Origin of the sequence: Euhalothece natronophila Z-M001 (assembly GCF_007904085.1) — a bacterium.
Classification (GTDB): domain Bacteria; phylum Cyanobacteriota; class Cyanobacteriia; order Cyanobacteriales; family Rubidibacteraceae; genus Halothece; species Halothece natronophila.
The window spans coordinates 2028946-2052912 of sequence record NZ_CP042326.1 but is presented as its reverse complement, the minus strand read 5'-3'; the positions used below and the strand labels follow the sequence as shown (position 1 = coordinate 2052912).

Here is a 23967-nt window from a genome sequence, read left to right as displayed (position 1 = left end):
GAAATTCCAAAAGTAGCTTTTTTAGATTTAAATACAATAACTTGCTAATACATTTTTTATTTTAAGGTCATAAAGTAAATATTTGTGAGTAGATTTTGTGGGTTTCGTTATACGATATTTCAATTAAAAGAGACATTAATAATCTCTACTAACTTTAATCCTCCAACTGAGAAAAATAACTGGAATTATGCCTACCAAAATGATCGTTAAAGCTGGGGTGGTAGCTTGAATAAATCGCTCATCAGAAGCATACTCATAGGTTTTGATAGCAAGAGTATCAAAATTAAAAGGACGAATAATTAAAGTTGCAGGAAGTTCTTTTATTACATCCACAAATACTAGCATAATTCCAGTTAAGCTTCCTCCCCATATTAAAGGAAGGTGAACTCGTAAAAGTGTACTAAATAAATTATTTCCAAGACTTCTGGCAGCTTCATCTAAACTGGGTTTAATTTTAATTAAACTAGACTCAATACTATTAAAAGACACTGCAAGAAAACGTACTAAGTAAGCAAAAATTAGAGCAGTGATTGTTCCACTCATAACTAAGCCTATAGGAATGCCAAACGTTGAACGCATCCAGTGATCAATATGTTGATCAAGTTGGGTGAGTGGAATGAGAATCCCAACAGCAATAACTGTTCCTGGAATTGCATATCCCATAGAGGCAACCCGAACCCCTATATTAAGTAAAAGAGATTTACTTTGTCTTTGTCCATAACCTAGAAAAAGCGCGATCGCGCAGGCTAAAATTGCACTTATCCCCCCTAAAATTAAGCTATTTTGGGCAATTTCCCAAAAACTTTCAGTTAAGGTATATTCCGCATTAGTCCCTGTTAAATAACTTAAATAACTTACAGGAATTATAAATCCTAAGATCAAAGGAAGAATGCAAATTAAAAAGGCAACTATTGCCCGTATACCTGACAGTTGATATCGAGGAGGAGGTTCACTACTACTTACTAACTCATAATACTGGGCTTGACGGCGAGACAATCGTTCTAAAACAATCAATACAGCAATAAATAACAACAACACCACTGATAATTGGGTAGCAGCAAGGCGATCTCCCATTCCAAACCAAGTACGATAAATCCCAGTGGTAAAAGTTGTTACACCAAAGTACTCGACAGTACCAAAATCCCCTAATGTTTCCATTAATACTAATATTACTCCTGACGCGATCGCGGGACGGGCTAATGGTAACGCCACCTTAAAAAAACTTGACCAAGGATCATAACCCAAACTACGACTTGCTTCTACTAGCCTCCCTGCTTGTTCCATAAAAGCCACTCGTACCAGCAGATAGACATAAGGATATAACGCCAAAGTCAACATAATAATCGCTCCCCAAATATTGCGAATATCCGGGAACCAGTAATCATTAATATTCGTCCAACCAAACAGAGATCTTAATGTAGTTTGAATTGGTCCAAAAAAATCTAAAAGATGAGTATAAGTATAAGCGAGAATATAAGCTGGAGTTGCTAAAGGAAGTAATAGCGCCCATTCTAGAAAATTGCTGCCATAAAACTGGCATCGCGTAACTAACCAAGCGGTTCCTACTCCCGTTAAAAAAACCCCTAACCCCACTCCAATCATCAGAATTGAAGCATTGGTAATATACTCAGACAGCACTGTTTTTGCCAAATGTTGCCAGAGTTCTCCAGTATTCACGAAAACACTAGCACAGATCAATAAGATAGGAGTTGTAATGAGCAGGGCAATTAATAAAACTCCCATCGTCCAAACATTAAACAGAACAAGATATCGCCTTGAGCAACTCATTGGCTGTAATACTTTAGGCTTAGTTATATTTAACTCCTTGACTTTTTTCCACTTTTAGCAATGATGAGCTAACCTTGTCTCTATTTTAATCTACTCGCTCAAGGGGGTCTAAATTTTTCATAAGCGCGATCGGTCTTTCTAGGATTAATTTCCTTAACGGTAAAATCAAAAGATAAAATAAAAAAATATTTTCCGATTACGGATCTTCCAATCAATTTATGGTAATATAAAAATCATGATTTTTAGGAATTTATAGCAAAATAAGGAGTCAATTATTCAATGCTAAAAAAGATAGTCATTCCAGTCAGTTTAGTTGCTTGTTCCCTCGCCTTCATAGAAACCCGTGCTGCCTTTTCGGAAGAACTTGGACAATTTAACGCCAACTTTCCTAAACATAACCTTTTACTAGCTGAAAATAATGCAGAAAAACCTCGGGTTGCCGTTATTAACTTTGAATTTAGTAATGTCGGTAGCCCAGATTTACTATCCCTCATTCCTAACGGTGCTGACGGAGTAGCAGATATTCTGGTGACAGGTCTAGTTCAAAGTGGAGAATACACAGTTGTCGAACGTAGAGAAATTGAAAGTGTTTTAAGGGAACAAAACTTTGGAACCTCCGGGCGCATTGATCCTTCAACAGCAGCGGAAGTGGGTCGAATTTTAGGAGTTGATGCTGTTATTATTGGTTCAGTTATCCAGTTTGATATCCAAGAAAGAGGCGGTGGCGGTGGCTTTCTTGGAGTTGGAGGAAGTGCTAAAAGAACAGATGCCGATGTCGGACTTAATGTTCGTGTGGTTGACACCAATACAGCAGAAATTCTGTACAGTACAGCAGGAAAAGGCAATCAAAATCAATCTGACTCTGAGGTGAGTATTTTTGGTGCAACGGCTGGTGCTAGTACTAGCAATGAAGGAAAACTACTTACTCTAGCAACAGAACAAGCCGTTAAAGAAATTACAAAGAGTATGGTGGAACAAGCGGAGACGATTGCCAATTTGCAGGATGTACTGCCTCAAGTGGATGCTGTTGTAGCGAGTGTTTCTGGAAACACAGTGGTTTTAAATAAAGGCAGTAATGACCGCTATCGTGAAGGAATGACTGTTTCCATTGAAAAGGTAACAGAAGAAGTTACTGATCCAGAAACAGGAGAAGTGCTTCGGCAATTAACTGAAGAAGTTGCCACAGTGAAACTTACCGATGTTGATGCTCGCTCTAGTATGGGGGAACTCATTTCAGGAAGTTTACCTGAAGTTGGCGATGTTGCTAAACCTAAAACAGGTAACTAATATTTTCTTCTCAGAACATAGCAATCTTAAATTAATTGTAACTTTTTACAACTTAAATTAGGTTGCTATGTGGACAGATAGTCAATTTTTTCTTTGCCAGCAAAGGGGAATTAATGAAGAGCATTAAGTTTAGGGAAACTTTGAGAAAAGGGATAAATTGCAAATATCTATAAAAAAATATTGAGAACTCCTTAATAATCTCCACAGTTTTTCTCAGAATTAAGTACACTAAAAGTAAGGATAAAGGAATAAAGGATTTAGTTAGTCATGGTAAAGCTAATTGAGTTGCCTATTGCTTTCTCTGAGAAATAATACTTATAAAACGTAGGAGTAAAGCCATGAAAATTATGAAAATTATAGATAACATAAACTCTTTCTTTGCAGAAGCGATCGCGCGAATTTTCTCTCCCAGCGACGACGCTTATCCTAACGTAGGAGTTCAGCCCTATTCGGGTGACCCTGTTGAAGGCGAAGTAGAATTCAAGTGGTAAATCAAGTGTAATTTTTTAGCCAATTTTAACAAGCCTGCTACCAGAGCGGGCTTTATTTTTCATGATTAAAGTAACAGGAAAAATTGAAAAGCGAGACGTGGGAATCGGTGCTTGGGCGTTAGTGAGTGATGAGGGAAAAACTTATGAATTAAAAAATCCCCCTCAAGCCCTCCGTAAGCCTCAGCAGCGAGTAGAAGTAAAGGGGAATATTAGGAGTGATGTCATGACACTTACCATGATTGGTGAAGTTTTAGAAGTAGATTCTTTTCAATTACTCGAATAATAGGGTGGGACAAAGCCCACCTTCAAAACTAGAGATGTTTCTCTTCAATAACCCGATCAACAATGCCGTACTCTTGCGCTTCTTGAGCAGACATAAAATAATCGCGGTCAGTATCTTTTTTGATTTTCTCGACAGTTTGACCCGTATTCTCTGCCATAATTTTATCTAGCTCGTTACGAATACGGAGAATTTCTCGGGCTTCAATTTCGATATCCGTCGCCTGTCTTCTCCCTTGGGTTCCTCCTAGGGGTTGGTGAATCATAATTCGGGAATGGGGGAGGGCAACGCGCTTTCCTTTCGTCCCTGCGGATAATAAGAAAGCACCCATCGAAGCTGCAATTCCCACACAAATCGTCGTTACCTCAGATTTAATGTGCTGCATCGTATCATAAATTGCCATCCCTGCACTCACAGATCCCCCAGGAGAGTTAATGTAAAGAGAGATCGGCTTACTGGGATCTTCTGAGTCGAGGTACAGCATTACTGCAATTACTTGGTTGGCTAAACTGTCATTAATTCCTCGACCGAGAAAAATGATTCGCTCACGATAAAGACGATCATAAATATTCACCCAATCACTGTAAGGCTGACCGGGTAACTGATACGGAACTCTTGGTACACCAATGGGCATAAAATTTTTCCTTTGCTTACGCTAACAACTGTATTTATTATGAAATTGCCTAACAAGGCTTGACTAAACAATACCGGCAGTAGAAGGTAGTTCTTTAGTACTTTCCAAAACGCGATCAATCAGCCCATATTCTTTGGCTTCTTGGGGACTCAGATAGAACATTCGATCTGAGTCTTTGGCAATTTTTTCCTTCGACTGACCAGTATTTCGCGCCAAAATGTTTAACATGGCATCTTTATTAGCCAAAACTTCTTTTGCCCGAATTTGAATGTCAGTAGCTTGTCCTTGCGCCCCTTGACGAGGCTGGTTCAAAATAATGGTGGCATGAGGAAGACTAGCACGATATCCTTTTGTCCCTGAAGACAAAATCATAGCTGCTGTTCCCATGGCTTGACCAATGCAGATGGTATTCACAGGAGGCTCAATATAATTGATGGTATCGCAAATAGCAAAGGCTTCCGTTTCAAAACCAATAGCTTCTCCACCATACCAAGATGTTCCTGTGGAGTTGATGTACATGTAAATTGGCTTTTCGCGATCTTCAAACTGTAAGTACAACAGTTGAGCAATAATTAGTTCTGTAACATCAAGCCCAATTTGTTCTTTATACTCATCTGGAGAAACCAGAGGTAAACCTAAATAAATGATGCGTTCATTTAAAAGCAAAGAGGGTAAGTCTGGAGGCGGAGTACGCATATTACCACCTCCATAATAGGGTGCTTGCATTCCTCGAATTGGTGCGTTCATCTTATTATGACAAAAAAGGGCTATTTCACTGGTTTTCTGTAAACCTATCTTAACTTACCTGACCAAGACTTAAGATGATTCCTTAGATTAGTCTAGATATTCTTCAAATTTTTCCCGTAGTTGACTGATACTTAAACCTTGTGTCCAATAGGTAACTAAAGCATGACCAAAGGCAAAAGCATTTTTTTCTGGGGATGCGGAATTATTTAATAATAATGACCACAGCGATCGCAGATCAAATTCTTGACCATTTCTATCATCGCTTAAAAGATTAAATAGATCATATGCCATTTGTAATTTACCCACAACAAGGGGCAATTGTTCCACAGGAATTTGCTCCATCAGTAGTTTTCCTAACATGGGGGAACCCGTAGAAAAGGTAGAAAGATACTCCAAAATAGGAGTTTTTACCAAATTAGTTAAGCCCTGAGTCGTAGTCATCTGTTTCGTATAGCGATCAATAATTTTGGCAGCCGCCACACTTCGGGTTTCGCGATCGCGCAAAAATCTCGCTAAGCGTAACTCCTTAGCAGGGGAAATGGTATTAACAAGGGCTTGAGATAATTGTTGCTCATTCCAAGGCTGACGGTTACTATCTTGTTCCCACGTCACTAACGGAAATACCTGTTGGCAAAATTTTCCTAATTCTTCCTGTCGATAAGCAGTTGCCTCTCGAATACTTTTTTCTTTCGGTTGCGTACCATTTTCCCAATCATAGGGAGGATTCCATTCTCTAATCGGGCGTAGGCGATCTACTTGGGTAACTACGGCAATCGTTGGTAAATCACTAACTACCGTTTGCAAATCTGCTAAAAACTCCGAATCCATTGCCAAAGCGGGATCAGTGGCAGGAGTAACTAATAACAATAAATCGGCAGTGCTGGCATAATCTAACACTAAATCTCTTAAATTTCCTCCACTTACCTGTTCATAGCCGGGAGTATCCCAAAGAGTTAACGCATCGCCAGTAATACTTTCCCAGTGATAATTGATAATTTCATCAGTACTCGGTAAAACATCCACAGCAGCTTGATGGGACTGAAATAAGGTATTAATGACACTACTTTTTCCGCCTCCTGTGCGCCCCACCAGTAGAAGATTAACGGGCTTTTGTTCTACTTCTGCTTGCGGTTCAGCTTGTTCAAGAATTGCTTGAATGGTTTCGGTTTTAGCTTCAGGAAACTCCGATGGTTTCGGTTGTTCTACTAGAGAAGGGGTTGCTACTTTTTTGCCCCGATAAAGCGCAATTGCTCGTTTAGCTAGCTGTCTCAGAGCCACTTGCCGTAAGATTTTAGATAAATTACCGATTAATTGTTGATTAGCTTGTTGATTAGATTTTTTACTCACTTGTTTTGCTGCTGCTGCCACAGGATTAATCACCCATTGTGCCAAACTCCATACTTTTAGAGCAGTTTTAGCCGAAGGTTGCACTTTTTGATATACTTCATAAGCACGATAGGCTTGCCCCACTGTTACCTGATTGAGAACAGGAGACAGTTTTTGTATCCACTCATCCACATCATCTACAGTTCCCCGAATTAAGCTATAAACTTGGGGAATATAAATATTGAGTAGGGGATATTTGGTGTCAGGATTATAAATGAGCGCGATCGCGCTAACTACTTCTTGACAGCGTTCCCAAAATAATTGCCAATCTTCCCAAATCGGTGGATCATTTTGAGCCTGAGTTAAAATTTTGTCTAAAATCTCTTCTACTTGCTGATTGAGAGTCTCATCGTCAGAGATGTCTTCTTCTGCACTCGCTTCTAATTCCTGATTTACCTCAGAGGTAATTGCTTCTAGTTCTTCCTCAAAAACTGGCTTTGTCCATTTTGCCAATAGCCAACGCCAACCCAGAAAGATTAGGATAAATATGCCCCAAATCCAACTAATGCCCCAAGCATGAATTTGTAATCCTGCCGCAATTAAAATAAATAAAATAATTGAGAGGAAAGGCGCTCCCAAAACCAGCCATTGCCAAGGTTTTAACTGTATCATTTCTTAAGCCCGTAATTACAACAACCCAGTCCGTAAGATAACCAATGTCACCCTACCAACTGGGTTGTCTTAATCAGCATTCGCTATACCAGAATCAAACCCTAATTCGTTGACTCGGCAGTGGCAAATCCTTCATTAGTTTTGTTTTTACCGGAACGATTGCGACGAGTGAGGCTATTAAATAGCATAACCCCAATACCTTTGATTAAGTTCCCTTCTAGTTCCTTAAACAGCTTCATATTTAAGCCAAAAGCATCATTGGCTTCATCCACAATGCGATCTGCGGTTTCTTGTTCAATGGGTAAATTATTTAAGGCTGTCCGATATTTATCCTTAAATGCTTTCTCATCAGAAATCGCATCAAACTCATAGAAGGAAGTTCCTTCACCGTCTTCTAAATTCATGGCTCGCTGGGCAATTCCTTTAAGAATTTGTCCCCCAGACAAGTCCCCTAAATAACGGGTATAAGAATGCGCTACTAATAATTCTGGGGATTGTTCAGACACTTCCCGAATGCGCTGAATATATTTTTCTCCAGCGGGAGAAGGGGTAACGGTTTCTTGCCAGTTGTTGCCAAAGTAGTATTGTAAATCTTCCTCTAGGCTTTCTTTACGGTTTAATTCAGGGAAGTAAATTTTAGAAACAATGGGATGGTTGGTGTGTTTTGCCATTTCCTCTTCCATTGCCGAATAGACAAAGTAGAGATTGGCAACTAAGTTGCGATAGGAGTTCTTTTCGACTACTCCTTTCAAGAAACACTTGACAAACCCAACATTTTCTGCCATTGTGTGGGACTTCTTTGTCCCCTCTTTTAACATTGTGGCTAATTCTACGCTCATATTAAAGACGCTTGGCTTGTGTAAACGACAGGATTACTTTTAACGTTTCTAAAAGTATTAAAAAAGGTCTTAATTACAATACGTTAAACGAAATTGAGGATAATTTTCATTAAGAATGTTTAAGAGTGGCAAGGGCAAGGGAAACCCCTGCATTTTTCCCTAAATAACTGCTGGCACAGTTAGCACTAAAACCACTGCTCCTGCAATAATCATTAACCCTGCAGGCATAAATTTTCGGGTTTTCCAGAGGCGAGAGAGAAAGACGATAATTAGAACAGCACTAACAATACTACCAAGGATTAATCCCCAATCTTGTTCTAGTAAACTGGCAATTCCTGCTAGTAACAGAATAACGCCACTAATACTACCAGAAATTAAAGAAACTTTACTCCCTGCGCTTTTATAACCCATCACACCGCCAACAATTGCAAGGACACCATAGACAATTACAGCAATGTTTGCCACATTCATTAATTTAATCTCCTTGAGGAAACTCCTCCCAAATTTTAGTAATTTTTCTTAAACTTTGGTATTTGCCATTCCCTAAAATTAAATGATCAACAATCGGTAAATTCAACATTTGCCCACCTTGTAATATTTGTTCAGTTAAGTTAATATCTTCTTTACTTGGCTCGACATTGCCAGTGGGATGATTATGGGCAATAATGGCGCGAGTCGCCCCGTGGCGAATGACCTCCCGAAAAATGTCTCGGGGATGGGCAATGGTTTCAGTTGCTGTGCCTATGGTAATGACTTTTAAGCCTAATAATTGATTTTTGACATCTAATAATAAAACTGCAAACCGTTCGGCACTTTGCCACATTAAATCTTGACTTAAGGCAGCAACAGCAGCTTCAGGGCTATCAATAACGGTTCTATCATTAGGGCGGATTTGAAAGGCACGTTTTCCTAATTCTACTGCAGCGGAAATCGTGGTTGCTTTTGCTGGCCCCACTCCCGAAATTTGCATTAATTCTTGGGGAGTAATTTCTCTTAAAACTTCTAAGGGTTCTCGTTGATCTTCCCCTAATTGTTGTAAAATATATTGACCTAACCCCACAGCAGAAAGTTTACCAGCACCTTGTCCTGTTCCGAGTAAAATGGCAATAAGTTCGGCTGCACTAAGATGCTTTGCCCCCATTTGTAATAGTCGTTCACGGGGTCTTTCGGTTGGGGGTAAGTCAGCAATTCTTAAGGAATAGTTCATTGAAAAAAAAGATTAATTCCTAATTGCTACGACTACCAAGACTGGCCTTAAAACCATCCCGTTCTGATAATCTTTTAACATAATTAGCAATGGCAGGATAATCAGAAAAGTCTAATTGTAGCATCATTGGCATATAGGCTAAATAAGCGCCCACAGCAACATCGGCTGCGGTAAATTGATTATCAACTAAATAATCATGCTTGCTGAGATGATCATTTAACGGAGGAAAAAGTTTAGATTTTTCTGTTTCGCGACTGCTTTCGATGAAAATTCCTGGGCCAAGAGTAGCATTAGCAAATAGAATCCATTGATTAATTTCAGCGCGTTTTTGTGGAGTGGATTGTTCTTTAGCGTATTGATCCGATAAATAAGATAAAATTGCTCCAGATTCCCACAAATAAAAGCCATTATCCTCAATTGCTGGCACTTTTCCCATGGGATTAATCGCCAGAAATTCGGGCTTGCGGTGTTCCCCATTTTCCATATCAAGGGTAATAAATTCATAGGGAACTTGCAGTTCTTCTAAGTACCATTGCGCGATCGCGGCCCGACTTCTTTTTCCACCGTACAGTTTAATCATATTATTTCCTCCTTATTAAAACTCAATTCCAGCTTGGGCTTTAACCCCTTGTTCCCGAAAAGGATGTTTAATTAAGTTCATTTCTGTGACTAAATCCGCAGCTTCAATTAACTCATCTTTTGCCCCTCGACCCGTTAAGATAACATGAGAGTCTTCTGGTTTGCCTTCTAAGCCTTCTATGACACTTTGCACATCAAGATAGCCTAATTTCAGGGCAACATTAATTTCATCCAGTAATACTAGGCGATAGTTGGGATCATGGATATAAGTTAAGCTGGTATTCCATGCTTCTTGGGCTTTTTCGGTATCTCTTTCTCGATCTTGAGTTTCCCAAGTAAAGCCTTCTCCCATGGCGTGAAAGACAAGTTGATCTTGCCACTGTTCAAAGACTCTTCTTTCTGCGGGTTCCCAAGCCCCTTTGATAAACTGAATGATGGCAACTTTAAAGCCATGCCCAAGGGAACGTACTACCATTCCTAATGCGGCACTGGTTTTGCCTTTTCCCGGGCCAGTATTAATGATAACTAAGCCCTTTTCTTTGGATCGGGCTTGCAGTCTTTGTTCTTGCACTTCCTTCCGCCGTTGCATTTTCTGTTTATAGGCTTCGGAAGAGAGTTGAGTTTCTGAGTTGGTCATAATTCTCTTAAAACAATAAATTAATGCTATTTTACCGTGCAAGTAGAACTGGGAGAGGATTCAGAAACAACTTGTATATTACTGTAAGCCTCATGGTTTTTGCTACTGGCTTTTAATAACTCAGTCACGGTTATTTCAGCGCGATCGCGCGCTTGATCTAAAATCCCTTCTTCACAGGCGGCGGTAACGACTTTGTCTAAAGTTTTTTGTTGGGCTAAGGTTTGTAATTCGGGGGCAACATCAGGCCCTAAATTCAGAAAACCGCGATCGTAGTCATAAACCTTAGATTCTGAAACATCCAGTTTATGATCAAGAATTTTGGCTGGCGGCAAGGTAACAGTCACACTGTCTTCATTGACTACCACATCATCGGTACTCATCTGGCTTAAATCGACACCTGCGCGAACTTCTCCTTGGGCAATATAGAGAAGGCGAGTGGTTCCCACCGTTAAATTCCCCACTTTGCGATCTTGTTGGGTGGGAACAATGGATTCCATGGTAAAAACAGAGGTGGTTAACTCACTGACTTCTTGCACTTGACTCACAATCATGGTGGGAACAGACACTTCTGGTTCTGGAGGGGGGGCGGTTAAAAAGTTTTCAACTAAGGTAAAAGCGCGATCGCCGGTGCGCCAGATGCTATAGAGAATTAATAGGGTTACCATGCCAATTCCCCCCAGACTCAGTAAGACCAATATTTTGAGAAAAGACACAGCCGGGTGAGACTGACGAGTGGGGGGAGTAATAGGTTGTTGAGGATTTAAGTTGGATTCATCATTACGATCACTAATTAGAGAGGGAGAATGTTCTTTAGTTTCTATCATGCAATTTAGGGGGCAGGATTAGGATTATCATTATGGACAGCTTCAATATCTTTTAAAGCCTCCTCTGATAATTTTAAGTTAATTGCCCCAATGTTCGTTTCTAATTGTTCCATTGTAGTCGCTCCAATAATGTTTGAAGTTACAAAGGGTTGTTGATTGACAAATGCAAGCGCCATCTGTGCAGGATCTAGATTATGACGTTTTGCCACCTCCACATAGGCTTTAGTGGCACTTTCGGTACGAGGATTATCATAGCGAGAGGAACGAGAATCCAGACTGCGCCGACTTCCAGGGGGAATATTGCCGCCAAGATATTTTCCAGTTAAGGTGCCGCCACCAAGGGGAGAATAAGCAAGCAAGCCACAGTCTTCCCAAACCGCCACTTCTGATAAGCCGATCTCAAATTTACGGTTGATAAGGTTATACGCATTTTGAACACTCACCATACGCGGTAAATTATATTTTTCTGCTAGATATAAATAGGTCATTACTCCCCAAGGGCTTTCATTAGATAACCCAATGGTACGAATTTTTCCTGCTTCTACAAATTCTCCTAAAACTGTTAAGATTTCGTGCATTTTTTCGACTTCATCGGGGGGAAGTTCATCCTGAGACAGGTTAAAGCCGAGTTTCCCAAAGCGATTATTCGGGCGATCTGGCCAATGGAGTTGATAAAGGTCAATATAGTCTGTTTTGAGGCGTTTGAGACTATTATCGAGGGCTTCTGTAATGTTCGGGCGATCAAGCTGGTTTTTTCCGCCTCTAATCCAATCCATGCTGGTTTTTCCAGCAACTTTACTGGCAAGAATGACGCGATCGCGCGTTTTCCGACTTTGAAACCAGTCACCAATAATTTCTTCAGTGCGCCCATAAGTTTCCGCCCTTGGGGGAACTGCATACATTTCCGCCGTATCAAAAAAATTAATCCCCTGTTCGAGGGCATAATCCATCTGTTCAAATGCTTCTTCGGGAGTGTTTTGTTCTCCCCAAGTCATTGTTCCTAAACAGATGAGACTGACTTCGATATTACTCTTTCCAAGCTGACGATATTCCATAATGTTTAATCCATTTTTAGGAGATCCTAAGTATCCCTAGATTAACAAGCAATCCCCCCGATTAGCTCAATCTTTTTCACTCTTGCTAAAAAGCAGAACTTCAGAAGATAACAATGTTTTTTTTGTGAGATGAATTAGAATTAAATGGGAACGAGCTTGCTTGTGCGGAGGGTTGGATCCTTGGATGAATTAAGAATGGCTTTGGAATTAGCCACAGAAGAAGAATTAAAACAGATTACGGAAATCCTTTTTTGTCGTCGATTTAATCCCCTTGATTATTTTGGGACACCAGAACCAGCAGATATTCAAAGTAAAGAGCATTCAGCATGGCTAGACGCGATCGAGCATCGATTTCGGTTTTTAGCAGCAGATGGGTTTACCGTGTTACGTCAGCGCAGTCAACAACTAAGTTATCGCCAAGTTTTAATTCGGGTATGTAGCTACCTAAAAATCTCTTTTTCTAATCAACTTTCTACCACTGATCTTGAAGCTGAGATTTTTCTCCACTTGATGAGTCGGGCTTGGAAGCAACTACCTGCTCAGGAGAAAGCCTCCCTTAACGCTAAAATTCAAGAGTCTCTAACCGAGGCAAAAGCCCCAGAACCTTTACCCCCTCAAATTCAACACAATCCGATTAATTTCCTTCTTAAAGGAGGGAGTGTCGTTGCAGTTAGTTCTATTCTACGTCCTTGGCTCTTGCAACAAATTGCCCGTCAGTTTGCTTTTCATTTTGCTCGTTATCAAGTAGCCAAAAATGCTGTAATTCGTGGCGGAACAGCAGCCGCTGCTCAATTCCAAAGTCATCTTACCCTGAAAGCGGCTCAACAAGGAATGGCTTTAAATGCAGCGCGTTATGGGGCGACTCGTACAGTATTTTCTTTTTTAGGGCCTATTTTATGGGGTTGCTTGGTGGCAGATTTAGGCTGGAAAACAATTGCGACCAATTATGGGCGGATTATCCCAACGGTTTTTGCATTAGCCCAAATTCGCCTAATCCGTGCAGATGAGGCTGACTGGCAATTTGCTTAAATGCTAACTTCAGAACGTTTACCTCGGTTATGGCGTTGGGGACAAGGGATGTTTTTGATTTTCCCTTTTTTGCCCACGTTTGGCTCTATCGGTTTACTAATCATTGCCAGTGTGGTGGTGATAAAAGAAAAACAGGAACTCCTGAAACGACCTTTAGTGTGGGGATTATTGGCTTTTACGCTTTGGCTATGCGTAACTTCAACCACCGCAGCATATCCACAGGAGGCTTGGTTAGGAATTGCTAATTTTGTTCCCTTTTTTATTGTTTTGATGGGAATGAGTGTGCTGGTGGAAACGCCCGCACAGTTAAGACGTTTGGCTTGGCTAGGGGTAGCAGCGGCAATTCCGATCGCGATTTTAGGGATTGGACAAATTACAGCAAATTGGACAACACCAGAGGGTTTACAACCGATGTTAGGGTGGCATATCGCTCCCTCAAATAGATTGGAAAGTATTTTACTCAACGCCAATACCGCTGCTGCCTATTTATTAGTCATGTTTACCCTTGCTTTAGGATTATGGGTAGAAGCCTATCGTTGGCGAAAAAAGCAATTATGGGAATGGTTGGGCTTAACAGCAATTGTTTTTTTACTAGCAGGGGCTTTATTTTTAACGGGTTCTCGTAATGGTTGGATCGGACTTCTATTAGTAATAACAACGTTTGTTTTTTATCTACGCTGGTACTGGTTAATTGCTTTCGGAAGTACTGTAGTAATCACTATTCTTGGTGCTGCGTTTGCTCCGTCTCCCTTGAATCATTGGTTACGTTGGATTATTCCCTATTATATTTGGGGGCGTGTTAATGGTGAAATATACAATCGCGATTTTGAAAGACTCCGCACTACAATCTGGCAATTTGCTTGGGAGTTAACTCAACAGCGTCCTCTGTTTGGTTGGGGATTACGAAATTTTACTCCCATTTATGAGCAAGCAGCAGGGACTTGGCTAGGGCATCCTCATAGTCTTCCCTTGATGCTCAGCACTGAAATTGGGATTCCCGGACTATTATTTTTCCTGATCTTAGTGGGCAGCGCGATCGCGCGATCTATAGTTTTATTAACTATTTGGTCAGAATTAACACCAACTCCGGGTGCACAGCAATGGCAACAAGACAAGCTGATTTTTTTCACCTTTATTGTTGCGTTTTTAGCCCTGACAATTTTTAATTTTGCTGATGTTACCCTCTTTGATCTCAGGCTTAACCTTCTGGGATGGCTACTCTTTGCCATGATTCATGGGGTTAGCCATAACTACCGCCATTTAATTCTCGGAAAAAAACTAGTGAGCTAAATGGCTTTGAATTGCCCAACGTGCTAACTCTGTCCGATTATGGAGGCGAGTTTTATTCAACATATTAGAGACATGAGATTCCACAGTGCGCTGACTGACATCGAGTTTCTCAGCAATCTCGCGATTCGCTAATCCTTGGGCAACAAACTGCACCACTTTGGTTTCAGTGCGCGTTAAAGTGACTCCTTCAGGAACTTCTATTTTCTCTCCTTCTTCTGCAAAGCCACCATTAGATTGACTTCTCTCTAAAAAGCGATTGGCTTGTCTCAAAGAAGATTCCACTTGTGCGACTAATTCTTCAGGTTCAAAGGGTTTAATTAAATAAACATCTGCACCAGTATTTAAGCCTTTAACGCGATCATTAGGCTGTCCTTTAGCTGATAAAAAGATAACTGGAATCCAACTAATGCGACTATCTTCACGAATGCGCTCCACTAATTCGTAGCCATCCATTTCTGGCATCATGATGTCACAAATAATTAAGTCAGGAATTTCTTCCTCTAACGTTTCGAGGGCTTCTTTACCATTATCGACGGTTGTAACTTGATATCCTTGAAATTCTAAATAGTCTTGTACCAGCAGAATTAAATTCGGGTCATCATCAATTAAGAGTAATTTTGGGGCTTCTTGTTCCACAGTTTCTTTCATTTGTTATTATTCCCAGTAGCACGATAAAGCTATCTTAAGAAATTAGTTGTACCTAAGTATTATATCGCGAACTATAATACCTTATCATGGCACTTGATCTGTTTGTAATTCAGAATTGGGTAAACAACGGTGTAAGAATAAATATTCCTCCACTAAACAGTTATTTAATAAATGTTCTTGGATAATCCGTTCAATTACCTCTGGTGTTGCTTTTTGGTACCATACCCCCTCAGGATAAATCAACAAAATAGGTCCAGAACAACAAACGCGCAGACAATTGGCTTTTGTGCGAAAGACTAAGCAACTGGGATCACTGTTAGGCTGATCCAGCTTTAATTCACTTAAACGTCGTTTCAAGTAGTTCCAAGACTCTACTCCTGCTTCATGGGAACAACATTTGGGCTTGGTTTGATCCGCGCACAGAAAAATATGACGTTGAATTTTCTGTAATGCGAGATTATTAACGGTTTCTTGTAACCTACTAACTTCTGACATCACGTGATTTTGCCAAAACTATCTAAGCACTAGAATAGCTGATCCGTCTGCACCAGAAAAGCAGGTACGGAAACCCACACTTATTTCTTAGTTGCCAAGCACTGGTTAATTCGGATAAATTAGCACTCAGAACAAGAGAGTGCTAAAAAAAAGGAAATTAACTTATGGCAACTGTATCCCTTAGTGTCTCTACAGTCAAACCCTTAGCAGACCGCGTATTCGTAAAAATCAGTCCTCAAGAGGAAAAAACCGCAGGCGGTATTCTTCTTCCTGACACCGCCAAAGAAAAACCACAAGTCGGTGAAATTGTTGCTGTCGGACCTGGAAAACGTAATGACGATGGTAGCCGTACCGAACCAGAAGTAAAAGTCGGTGATAAAGTTCTCTATTCTAAATACGCTGGAACTGATATCAAACTCGGTAACGAAGACTACGTTCTTTTATCCGAAAAAGACATTCTTGCAGTTGTTAACTAAAACTATCTGACTTCGACTCAGAAAAGGGAAATTATTATGGCTAAATCAATCATTTACAACGATCAAGCCCGTCGCGCTTTAGAACGTGGTATTGACCTCCTTACCGAATCCGTTGCAGTTACTTTGGGACCAAAAGGACGCAACGTCGTTCTCGAAAAAAAATATGGCGCACCACAGATTATTAATGATGGTGTCACCATTGCCAAAGAAATCGAATTAGAAGATCACATTGAGAATACGGGTGTGTCTCTCATTCGTCAGGCTGCATCTAAAACTAATGATGCCGCTGGTGACGGGACAACCACTTCCATTATCTTAGCTCATGCTTTAGTTAAAGAAGGGCTGAAAAACGTTGCTGCTGGTGCAAACGCGATCGCGCTCAAACGCGGCATCGACAAAGCAGTGGGCTTCTTAGTAGAACAAATTCAACAGCATTCTACTGACATTAGCGATCCCAAATCCATTGCCCAAGTGGGAACTATCTCCGCTGGTAATGACTCAGAAGTGGGAGACATGATTGCCCAAGCAATGGAAAAAGTGGGCAAAGAAGGGGTCATCTCCCTAGAAGAAGGGAAATCCATGACCACTGAATTAGAAATTACCGAGGGAATGCGCTTTGATAAAGGCTATATTTCCCCGTATTTCGCCACTGATACCGAGCGGATGGAAGCGGTATTAGATGATCCCTATATCCTTCTCACTGATAAGAAAATTACGGTTATTCAAGACATTGTTCCCATCTTAGAACAAGTCTCTCGCTCTGGTAAGCCCTTATTAATCATTGCTGAAGACATCGAGAAAGAAGCCCTAGCTACCCTCGTTGTTAACCGTCTCCGTGGCGTATTAAACGTAGCAGCTGTAAAAGCGCCTGGCTTTGGTGATCGCCGTAAGCAAATGTTAGAAGACATTGCAGTGCTAACAGGCGGTCAAGTTATCACTGAAGACGCTGGGCTAAAACTCGAAAACGCCACCCAAGATATGCTCGGTGTTGCCCGTCGCGCAACTATTACTAAAGACAACACCACCTTAGTTGCAGAAGGAAACGAACAAGCGGTTAAAACCCGTTGCGACCAAATTCGCCGTCAAATTGAAGAAAGCGAGTCCAGCTACGACAAAGAAAAATTACAAGAGCGTCTCGGTAAGCTCTCTGGTGGGGTTGCAGTAATCAAAGTGGGTGCTGCCACTGAAACCGAAATGAAAGATCGCAAACTCCGCTTAGAAGACGCGATCAACGCTACCAAAGCGGCGGTAGAAGAAGGCATTGTTCCTGGTGGTGGGACAACCTTAGCCCACTTAGCCCCAGACTTAGAAAAATGGGCAAAAGACAACCTCACAGGAGAAGCCCTTACTGGTGCAATGCTGGTAATGCGCTCCTTAACAGCACCCCTAAAACGCATTGCTGAAAATGCTGGTGCAAACGGGGCTGTTATTGCGGAACGAGTGAAAGAAAAAGACTTCAATATTGGCTATAATGCTGCGGATGACACCTTTACGGATATGTTAGAAGCGGGCATTGTTGACCCTGCGAAGGTAACTCGTTCAGCACTACAAAATGCAGCTTCTATTGCTTCGATGGTCTTAACGACCGAATGTATCGTAGCGGACAAGGCTGAGAAAGATAAAGCTGGCGCTGGTGCTGGTGATGATTTTGATTACTAATCTCTAATCTAAGCTGCTCCCCCCTTAATCTGTGAGGGGGGAATTTTTGTATTTGACGTTTGATATTTTTTAAATTAGTATCTACATAGAATATACAAGTAATGATGAAGGAACTGGATTATGACAACCTCAGTAAGAAAATGGGGCAATAGTTTAGCAGTTCGGATTCCGCAACCGATCGCGGAACAGGCTAATTTAAAAGAAGGCGTTAATGTATCTTTTACTGTTTCTGAGGAAGGATCAATTATTCTGAGTCCCAAGCCCAAATATACTTTGGATGAATTACTCGAAGGGGTTTCCCCAGAACATTTTGAAGGAGAGACAGAATGGGGAGAACCAGTTGGTAAAGAGGTCTGGTAGGGTTTAATGTATATTCCAGCTCGTGGAGATTTTGTTCATCTAAACCTCAACCCCCGCACTGGACGAGAGCAATGCGGGGAGCGTTTTGGGCTTATTATTTCGCCTCAAAAGTTCAATAAAATTTCTTCCTTAGCTTTTACCTGCCCAATTACCACAAAAAGTAAAGGTTTTTCTTTAGAAGTGAAAATTAGAGATAACCCTGGGAGAGTTTATGGAGTTGTCTTAGTTCACCACCTCAAAAGTATCGACTGGAAAGCAAGAAATGTGCAATACATTGAAGATGCTCCATCAGCTGTCATAGAAGAGGTAATGGCAAAACTAGAACCTTTAATTTTTTAAGTTTTCTCTATCCTTTAATAATTTGATCGTCAATGGAGAAATCAATGTCTGCATTTTGGCGATCTTTGGCTAAATAATCCTTTTCAAAAGAGTCTTTTAAGCCACTAATTAAATCATATTGAGGAAGCCAATTTAAGTCAGCTTTGGCTTTATGAATATCAGCAAAGAAATGCTGCGCTCTTAGAGGAAACGCCTTCCGTTTTCCAAAATCAAAATTCTTAGGGTTATAGTGAACTAAGTTTAATTGATCGGGAGATTTTCCAATGGCTTTCGCACAAGCTCGGGCAATTCCATTAAAAGTAATATACCGTTCTCCTGAAATATTATAAACTTGTCCGATCGCGTTTTGATTGCCTAAAATGCTAGCCATGGCTCGGGCTAAGTCTTGCACATGACCCAATTGGGTGATATACTCTCCATGATCAGGAATAGGGAGAGCGCGATCGCGCACAATTCGATCAAAGAACCAGGCTTCTAAATCATTATAATTTCCTGCTCCATAAATATACACAGGGCGCACAGAAGTCCAAGGCATTCCCATTTCATTTAAGTATTTTTCGGTATCATGTTTGCCTTTATGACGGCTCTTGGGATCAATGGCATCAGTTTCATAATGGGGCATTTGATCCGATTTCTGGTAAACACCAGCGGAACTGACATAAACAAAATGTTGTAATTGATCTTTAAATATTTCCACTAAGGGTTGGGTATCGCTTAATTCCCGACCATTATTATCAAAAATAGCATCAAAATGTTCAGAAGCGAGCTTGTCTTTCAGTTGGTTAGCATCTTTACGATCTCCATGAATTTCTCTGACTTCTTTTATAGGAGAGGGTTTATTCCCCCGATTAAATAACGTGACTTCATGCCCTTGTTCTACTAAAAGTTCGGTTAGGGCAACGCCAATAAAGCGAGTGCCTCCCATAATTAAAATCCGCATGATCAATGTTCCTCCAAAGCAGTGGGTGTGCTAAATTAATGATCTCATTATCGTCCATTTCACTGCAATCCTCCCAAGACAAGAATCACAAGTTAAGATAAAACTAGCATTCATTGCAATCTTTCGGATAAGTTAACATCAATTCATGCAACCCACATCTTTTATCAATAAGAGAAAACCATCTTTGTGGAAACGACAACTACGCTATCTCTATCTCCGTTTAATTCGGTTACGTAGTACCACCCCAGCAATTGCCCGTGGGTTAGCAGTGGGGGTGTTTGCTGGCTTATTTCCTTTTTTTGGAGCGCAAACCATTCTCGGGTTAGTGCTTGCCATGGCAGTACGAGGTAATAAGTTAACGGCTGCGGTTGGTACTTGGATTAGTAATCCTCTCACCTATGTTCCCATTTATATCTTTAATTTTAATGTGGGACAGTTGATTCTTGGCACTGATGAGGCCTCCAGTGATATCGATTGGACTTCTACCCAACAACTTCTCAAAGCAGGATGGGAGTTTGGTATTACCCTCATATTCGGATGTTTCGTTGTCGGCGCGATCGCTGGTATTTTAAGTTATTTTCTCGGACTATGGCTAATTCCCCGTATCAGAAATTACTCAGCTAAGGAATAATTAATCAGCAAGAAAAATGTCTTCACAAGTGGTTGAAATTCTCTCAGCAGAAGAAATCAGACGGGCGATTACGCGGCTGGCTTGCCAAATTATTGAAAAAGCGGATGACTTATCGCAGTTAGTATTTTTAGGGATTCAAAGCCGAGGCGTTCCTTTAGCCCAGTTCTTAGCCCAACAAGTAGAAGCCTTAGAAGGGGTTGCGATTCCAGTAGGCGCGATCGATATTACCTTTTATCGCGATGATTTAGACCAAATTAAAACTCGTACTCCTGCTGAAACCGATATTCCCTTTGATTTAACCGATAAAGTAGTAATTTTAGTAGATGATGTCATCTATAAGGGACGCACTGCCCGCGCTGCCCTCAATGCCGTTACTGAATATGGACGACCAGAAACTATCTGGTTAGTAGTTTTAGTTGATCGTGGTCATCGCCAACTTCCCATTCATCCTGACTTAGTGGGAAAAACTTTACCCACCGCTACCCAAGAGAGAGTAACTGTCTATCTCAAAAGTTACGATGGACGAGATGCTGTTGAATTGACTCGTCCTACTTAAAAGAAATACAAAATGAATCAATTTCAGCAACAACTTCAACAGATCCAATCTCAGAGTTTAGAAAGTAAAAAAAATTGGTATTCTCAAGTCGCGATCGCGTATGATAAAAGCAGACCCCGTTATCCCTCTCAAGTCATTGATGAGATTATTAAGAAAGCACAATTAAAGCCCAATTCCTTTATTCTTGAAATTGGCTGCGGTCCAGGAATTGCCACTACGCAGTTAGCAGAACGGGGGTTTTCTATTGTCAGCATTGAACCCAGTGCAGAATCAGCAGATTTAGCCAAAGCTAGGTGTCAAAACTATTCTCAGGTTGAGATACTTAATACGACCTTTGAAGAGTGGAAATTACAGCCAGAAACATTTGATGCTGTTGTTGCTACTACATCTTTTCACTGGCTAGATCGCAATTTAGCCACTTCAAAATCGGCTGCCGCTCTCAAAGCAAATGGATTTTTAATTCTCCTTTGGAATACGCCACCACAACCGAGTAAGGAGATTTATGATTCTTTTTTAAAAGAAATTTATCAAACTTACGCGCCCAATTTAATTGGATATGAAGAGTTAAGTCGCTATCAAGAACATTTAGATCAATTTGGAGAACAGTTAATTAATTCAGGGGATTTTGAAAATTTATCCACTGGGCAATTCGTAAAGGAATTAAGTTACTCAGTTGATGAGTACATAATGCTTTTAAGCACGTTATCTCCTTATATGAGATTAGAAGAAACCCAGAGAAACAATCTATTAACAGCTTTAAAGGAGTCATTACAGCATCATGTTGGAGATAGTCTCAACACTCATTACCTTTCTACATTTCATCTAGTGCAGAAAAGATAACTGTCATTGGTTATTAGTTATTAGTCATTAGTCATTAGTCATTGGTCATTGGTCATTAGTCATTGGTTTACGAAGGACAGAGGACAGAGGACAAATAACCACATTTAAACTGCAATTGTTCCTTTTAATAATCCTTGAAATAACTTTAAGCCATCACTCGCTCCTAAAACGTCATCAGAGGCACGTTCTGGATGAGGCATCATTCCTAGCACATTGCCTTTTTTATTGGTAATTCCTGCAATATTTTTTAATGAACCATTGGGGTTACTTTCTTCAGTTATTTCTCCTTTGAAATTACAGTAACGGAAGAGAATTTGTCCGTGATCTTCTAAGGATTTTAAGGTATCAGCATCAGCAAAATATCGCCCCTCGCCATGGGCAATCGGTAGGGTAATAACTGATTTCTCTTGATAGTTATTTGTCCAAGTCAGTTGACTATTTTCGACTCTTAAAAAAACGCGATCGCAGATAAAATGTAAATCCCGATTGCGAATTAATGCACCGTCTAATAAACCGACTTCTGTTAAAACTTGAAACCCATTACAGATGCCTAAGACAAACTTTCCCTTGGTTGCGTGTTCTTTGACGGCTTTCATAATGGGGGAAAATTGCGCGATCGCGCCACATCTTAAATAATCCCCATAACTAAATCCCCCTGGAATCACAATGACATCTAGATCAGTAATTTCCGTTTCTTGATGCCAAACCAAACGAGTCGGTTGCCCTAAAATATCAGCCGTAACATAAGCAACATCGCGATCGCAGTTTGATCCAGGGAAAACAACCACACCAAACTTCATCCTTTACCCTCCCACAATGGTTGCTAACTGTTCTAAGTCAAAAGAATAATCTTCAATTACGGGATTAGCCAATAATTGGTCACACATTTGATGCACTTGTTCTCGCGCTTTTTCCTCACTATCGGTGGTAAGGGTTAATTGAATATATTTACCAATTCTCACATCCTCTACGCCCGTATAACCTAACTGTTGTAATCCTGAAGCAACTGCTGTCCCAGCAGGATCTAAAACTGAAGGACGTAAGGTAACATAGACTTGAGCTTTATAGGTTTGCTGACTCACTGTTTTCTTTTTTAACAACCGTTGGCATTCCTAGAGTACAACATTGTACTTGATATTGTTTAACTGACACCAAATATAATTACTGACCATAATAATGAAAGCGCAACGGAATCGTTCTCAACAGCGCATTATTAAACTGCTTTATGAGGTTAACAAACCTTTATCGGCACAAGAAATTTATATGGAACTACGCCAGCGCAACCAAGCACTGGGACTTGCCACAGTTTATCGCGCCCTCGACAGCCTAAAATTAGAAGGGGCAGTGCAAGCCCGCACTCTTCCTACAGGAGAATCATTATATGAGTCTATTGAACGAGATCAACATTATTTAACCTGTCTTAACTGTGGTGCATCGGTTCCTATTAAGGAATGTCCTGTACATCAGCTAGAAGAACAGCTAGAGACCTCTCATAAGTTTCAAGTCTTTTACCACAGCTTAGAATTTTTCGGACTCTGTGCCAAATGTCAAGCCTTTACGAATGGCTCTTAATATAATCCTCAACAAATTGCTTGAGCGGGGGTTTGCTATCAATCACTGTAAACCCTGCTTGTCTTCCTTGTTCTAAGACTTCTTCTGCACTCTTTCCTTCCCGTGTTCCTAAGTAAGCTAAGACCATAACGCCTGCTCTTAAAGCACTCCCACAATGAACAAGAACTGGTTTTGGCAACTGATCTAATTGAGAGACCACCTGATCAGCGACTTGGTTAAGTTCTTGGGGAGAGACTGGAATATTAACGTAATTGAGTCCAGCTTTTTCCGCTTCTGACTGTTCAGTATCCAAAAAGCCCTCTTCTCCTGGCACTCGTAAATTAATCACCGCTTGATAGCCTTCTGCTTTTGCAGCTTGTAGCTGTTCAGGAGTAATTTGTCCAGCAATGGTAAATTCTGGAGAAAGCGCGATCGTATTTTCCATAATAATTTCTCAATAACTAACTAAGAATATTTTACCAACTGGGTCAACAAACATTTGTCTTCTCTCAACTTAGTCGGTGGTAGAGCATTTAACCTCATCTTGGGAAAAGACGCTTTAGCTGCCGATGCTAATAGCTACACTGTTAACTCTCGTCGCTTTCGCTGTACGCTGGGAGTGGTTACATTCTCACACGCCTGTTAAGGTTAGAAAACATGGACGAAGAGAAAACAGTCTTTTTCGCTATGGTCTTGATTATCTCCGTTCGGTTATTAATGATGTAGATCTCAAACACCGTCATTTTCTTGAGTTTTTACAATTTTTATCCTGTACTTAGAATCATCT

At 40.6% G+C, this 23967-nt stretch carries 31 protein-coding genes; 14 read left to right on the top strand and 17 right to left on the bottom strand.

Annotation, left to right across the window (positions count from 1 at the left end; genetic code table 11):
* Positions 1–135 precede the first annotated feature (135 nt).
* A complete protein-coding gene (locus FRE64_RS09980) occupies positions 136–1743 on the bottom strand; it encodes an ABC transporter permease (protein WP_246140285.1) in 1608 nt (535 codons plus the stop codon).
* Between the two features lie 324 nt (positions 1744–2067).
* Between FRE64_RS09980 and FRE64_RS09975 the strand changes: the two genes are divergently transcribed.
* The 3 genes from FRE64_RS09975 to FRE64_RS09970 all read left to right on the top strand — a co-directional run bounded on the left by FRE64_RS09975 (position 2068) and on the right by FRE64_RS09970 (position 3849).
* The gene (locus FRE64_RS09975; RefSeq protein ID WP_146295932.1) at positions 2068–3075 is read left to right on the top strand and encodes a CsgG/HfaB family protein; all 1008 of its coding nucleotides are present in this window, start codon (positions 2068–2070) and stop codon (positions 3073–3075) included.
* A 338-nt stretch (positions 3076–3413) separates the two neighbouring features.
* Positions 3414–3566, top strand: a complete 153-nt coding sequence (locus FRE64_RS17485) for a hypothetical protein (RefSeq protein ID WP_186708765.1) — start codon at positions 3414–3416, stop codon at positions 3564–3566.
* 61 nt (positions 3567–3627) lie between these two features.
* A complete protein-coding gene (locus FRE64_RS09970) occupies positions 3628–3849 on the top strand; it encodes a DUF5818 domain-containing protein (RefSeq protein ID WP_146295931.1) in 222 nt (73 codons plus the stop codon).
* A gap of 28 nt (positions 3850–3877) precedes the next feature.
* Here FRE64_RS09970 and FRE64_RS09965 read toward each other — a convergent pair whose 3' ends face one another.
* The 10 genes from FRE64_RS09965 to FRE64_RS09920 all read right to left on the bottom strand — a co-directional run bounded on the left by FRE64_RS09965 (position 3878) and on the right by FRE64_RS09920 (position 12366).
* Positions 3878–4480, bottom strand: coding sequence for an ATP-dependent Clp protease proteolytic subunit (locus FRE64_RS09965; protein WP_146295930.1), 603 nt, complete (start codon positions 4478–4480; stop codon positions 3878–3880).
* A 63-nt stretch (positions 4481–4543) separates the two neighbouring features.
* Positions 4544–5227, bottom strand: a complete 684-nt coding sequence (locus FRE64_RS09960) for an ATP-dependent Clp protease proteolytic subunit (RefSeq protein ID WP_146295929.1) — start codon at positions 5225–5227, stop codon at positions 4544–4546.
* Positions 5228–5314: 87 nt separating this feature from the next.
* Positions 5315–7225, bottom strand: a complete 1911-nt coding sequence (locus tag FRE64_RS09955; protein ID WP_146295928.1) for a GTPase family protein — start codon at positions 7223–7225, stop codon at positions 5315–5317.
* A 101-nt stretch (positions 7226–7326) separates the two neighbouring features.
* A complete protein-coding gene (locus FRE64_RS09950) occupies positions 7327–8064 on the bottom strand; it encodes a biliverdin-producing heme oxygenase (protein WP_146295927.1) in 738 nt (245 codons plus the stop codon).
* A gap of 159 nt (positions 8065–8223) precedes the next feature.
* The gene (locus tag FRE64_RS09945; protein ID WP_146295926.1) at positions 8224–8535 is read right to left on the bottom strand and encodes a TMEM14 family protein; all 312 of its coding nucleotides are present in this window, start codon (positions 8533–8535) and stop codon (positions 8224–8226) included.
* 4 nt (positions 8536–8539) lie between these two features.
* Positions 8540–9271, bottom strand: coding sequence for a RadC family protein (radC, locus tag FRE64_RS09940; protein WP_146295925.1), 732 nt, complete (start codon positions 9269–9271; stop codon positions 8540–8542).
* Positions 9272–9290: 19 nt separating this feature from the next.
* Positions 9291–9851: a glutathione S-transferase family protein gene (locus tag FRE64_RS09935; RefSeq protein ID WP_146295924.1), complete on the bottom strand. Its 561-nt coding sequence runs from the start codon at positions 9849–9851 to the stop codon at positions 9291–9293.
* A gap of 15 nt (positions 9852–9866) precedes the next feature.
* Positions 9867–10487, bottom strand: coding sequence for a cob(I)yrinic acid a,c-diamide adenosyltransferase (cobO, locus tag FRE64_RS09930; RefSeq protein WP_146295923.1), 621 nt, complete (start codon positions 10485–10487; stop codon positions 9867–9869).
* 26 nt (positions 10488–10513) lie between these two features.
* Positions 10514–11311, bottom strand: a complete 798-nt coding sequence (locus FRE64_RS09925; protein WP_146295922.1) for a DUF4230 domain-containing protein — start codon at positions 11309–11311, stop codon at positions 10514–10516.
* A 5-nt stretch (positions 11312–11316) separates the two neighbouring features.
* The gene (locus tag FRE64_RS09920; RefSeq protein ID WP_146295921.1) at positions 11317–12366 is read right to left on the bottom strand and encodes an NADP(H)-dependent aldo-keto reductase; all 1050 of its coding nucleotides are present in this window, start codon (positions 12364–12366) and stop codon (positions 11317–11319) included.
* A gap of 180 nt (positions 12367–12546) precedes the next feature.
* On the opposite strand from FRE64_RS09920, the gene FRE64_RS09915 reads away from it, so the two are divergent.
* Together FRE64_RS09915 and FRE64_RS09910 are read left to right on the top strand one after the other, a co-directional pair.
* Complete coding sequence (locus FRE64_RS09915; RefSeq protein ID WP_146295920.1) at positions 12547–13395, top strand: YaaW family protein; 849 nt, start codon at positions 12547–12549, stop codon at positions 13393–13395.
* A complete protein-coding gene (locus tag FRE64_RS09910) occupies positions 13396–14685 on the top strand; it encodes an O-antigen ligase family protein (RefSeq protein ID WP_146295919.1) in 1290 nt (429 codons plus the stop codon). It begins immediately after the preceding gene.
* Here FRE64_RS09910 and FRE64_RS09905 read toward each other — a convergent pair.
* Together FRE64_RS09905 and FRE64_RS09900 are read right to left on the bottom strand one after the other, a co-directional pair.
* Complete coding sequence (locus FRE64_RS09905; protein ID WP_146295918.1) at positions 14674–15333, bottom strand: response regulator transcription factor; 660 nt, start codon at positions 15331–15333, stop codon at positions 14674–14676. The genes FRE64_RS09910 and FRE64_RS09905 overlap by 12 nt on opposite strands.
* Before the next feature lie 84 nt (positions 15334–15417).
* Positions 15418–15828 (bottom strand): (2Fe-2S) ferredoxin domain-containing protein, encoded by a 411-nt coding sequence (locus FRE64_RS09900; RefSeq protein ID WP_146295917.1) that lies wholly within the window; start codon positions 15826–15828, stop codon positions 15418–15420.
* A 164-nt stretch (positions 15829–15992) separates the two neighbouring features.
* On the opposite strand from FRE64_RS09900, the gene groES reads away from it, so the two are divergent.
* The 4 genes from groES (at position 15993) to FRE64_RS09880 (ending at position 18662) form a co-directional block, all read left to right on the top strand.
* Complete coding sequence (gene groES, locus FRE64_RS09895) at positions 15993–16304, top strand: co-chaperone GroES (RefSeq protein ID WP_146295916.1); 312 nt, start codon at positions 15993–15995, stop codon at positions 16302–16304.
* A gap of 36 nt (positions 16305–16340) precedes the next feature.
* The gene (groL, locus tag FRE64_RS09890) at positions 16341–17963 is read left to right on the top strand and encodes a chaperonin GroEL (protein ID WP_146295915.1); all 1623 of its coding nucleotides are present in this window, start codon (positions 16341–16343) and stop codon (positions 17961–17963) included.
* A gap of 120 nt (positions 17964–18083) precedes the next feature.
* Complete coding sequence (locus tag FRE64_RS09885) at positions 18084–18323, top strand: AbrB/MazE/SpoVT family DNA-binding domain-containing protein (RefSeq protein ID WP_146295914.1); 240 nt, start codon at positions 18084–18086, stop codon at positions 18321–18323.
* Positions 18324–18329: 6 nt separating this feature from the next.
* A complete protein-coding gene (locus FRE64_RS09880; RefSeq protein ID WP_146295913.1) occupies positions 18330–18662 on the top strand; it encodes a type II toxin-antitoxin system PemK/MazF family toxin in 333 nt (110 codons plus the stop codon).
* 7 nt (positions 18663–18669) lie between these two features.
* Here the strand turns inward: FRE64_RS09880 and FRE64_RS09875 are convergent, their stop codons facing one another.
* Positions 18670–19602 carry an NAD-dependent epimerase/dehydratase family protein gene (locus tag FRE64_RS09875; protein ID WP_146295912.1) on the bottom strand — a complete coding sequence of 311 codons (933 nt, stop codon included), beginning with the start codon at positions 19600–19602 and terminating at the stop codon, positions 18670–18672.
* Between the two features lie 145 nt (positions 19603–19747).
* Here FRE64_RS09875 and FRE64_RS09870 point away from each other — a divergent pair, with 145 nt between their 5' ends.
* From FRE64_RS09870 to FRE64_RS09860, 3 genes are read left to right on the top strand one after another with little or no spacing between them, the layout of a single operon-like run.
* Entirely contained in the window at positions 19748–20233 is a 486-nt protein-coding gene (locus FRE64_RS09870; RefSeq protein ID WP_146295911.1) for a DUF2062 domain-containing protein, read from the top strand.
* A gap of 16 nt (positions 20234–20249) precedes the next feature.
* Positions 20250–20789: a bifunctional pyr operon transcriptional regulator/uracil phosphoribosyltransferase PyrR gene (gene pyrR, locus FRE64_RS09865; RefSeq protein WP_146295910.1), complete on the top strand. Its 540-nt coding sequence runs from the start codon at positions 20250–20252 to the stop codon at positions 20787–20789.
* Positions 20790–20801: 12 nt separating this feature from the next.
* Positions 20802–21629 (top strand): class I SAM-dependent methyltransferase, encoded by an 828-nt coding sequence (locus FRE64_RS09860; protein ID WP_146295909.1) that lies wholly within the window; start codon positions 20802–20804, stop codon positions 21627–21629.
* Positions 21630–21733: 104 nt separating this feature from the next.
* Here the strand turns inward: FRE64_RS09860 and purQ are convergent, their stop codons facing one another.
* Both purQ and purS read right to left on the bottom strand, forming a co-directional pair.
* The gene (gene purQ / locus FRE64_RS09855; protein ID WP_146295908.1) at positions 21734–22429 is read right to left on the bottom strand and encodes a phosphoribosylformylglycinamidine synthase subunit PurQ; all 696 of its coding nucleotides are present in this window, start codon (positions 22427–22429) and stop codon (positions 21734–21736) included.
* A gap of 3 nt (positions 22430–22432) precedes the next feature.
* The gene (gene purS, locus FRE64_RS09850) at positions 22433–22711 is read right to left on the bottom strand and encodes a phosphoribosylformylglycinamidine synthase subunit PurS (RefSeq protein ID WP_146295907.1); all 279 of its coding nucleotides are present in this window, start codon (positions 22709–22711) and stop codon (positions 22433–22435) included.
* A 94-nt stretch (positions 22712–22805) separates the two neighbouring features.
* Here purS and FRE64_RS09845 point away from each other — a divergent pair, with 94 nt between their 5' ends.
* Positions 22806–23201 carry a Fur family transcriptional regulator gene (locus tag FRE64_RS09845; protein WP_146295906.1) on the top strand — a complete coding sequence of 132 codons (396 nt, stop codon included), beginning with the start codon at positions 22806–22808 and terminating at the stop codon, positions 23199–23201.
* Here FRE64_RS09845 and FRE64_RS09840 read toward each other — a convergent pair.
* On the bottom strand, positions 23185–23625 hold the full coding sequence (locus FRE64_RS09840) for a beta-lactamase hydrolase domain-containing protein (RefSeq protein ID WP_146295905.1): 441 nt from the start codon (positions 23623–23625) through the stop codon (positions 23185–23187). The genes FRE64_RS09845 and FRE64_RS09840 overlap by 17 nt on opposite strands.
* 124 nt (positions 23626–23749) lie before the next feature.
* Here FRE64_RS09840 and FRE64_RS09835 point away from each other — a divergent pair, with 124 nt between their 5' ends.
* On the top strand, positions 23750–23959 hold the full coding sequence (locus FRE64_RS09835; RefSeq protein WP_146295904.1) for a hypothetical protein: 210 nt from the start codon (positions 23750–23752) through the stop codon (positions 23957–23959).
* Positions 23960–23967 lie beyond the last annotated feature (8 nt).